Annotated in this window: 1 pseudogene; it reads left to right on the forward strand. The window is 39.5% G+C overall.

The features are described 5' to 3' along the window. Positions 1 to 253: pseudogene (locus tag AAEY75_RS16215) on the forward strand (hypothetical protein); the annotation flags it as partial.

Consider the following 253-nt stretch of genomic DNA (forward strand, 5'->3'; position numbering starts at 1 on the left):
GCACAGTACGACGATAGCGAACATCTATCAATGGGCTTCTAAGCTCAAAGATGACTTTATTTCTGACAAAAAAGAAGCGAAATCTGACGAAGAGGATAAGTCTGATTCTGAAAATGAAGACAAGCATGAGGACAAGCATAGTGCGACGATAGCTAATATCTATCAATGGGCTGCTAAGCTTAAAGACGATTTTACGTCTGAAGCTTCTAATATGACGCTTGACGTTTCTGAAAAAGCGGTTGCTATTATGCTT

The organism is Psychrobacter sp. TB55-MNA-CIBAN-0194 (assembly GCF_040309505.1).
Taxonomy (GTDB): domain Bacteria; phylum Pseudomonadota; class Gammaproteobacteria; order Pseudomonadales; family Moraxellaceae; genus Psychrobacter; species Psychrobacter fozii.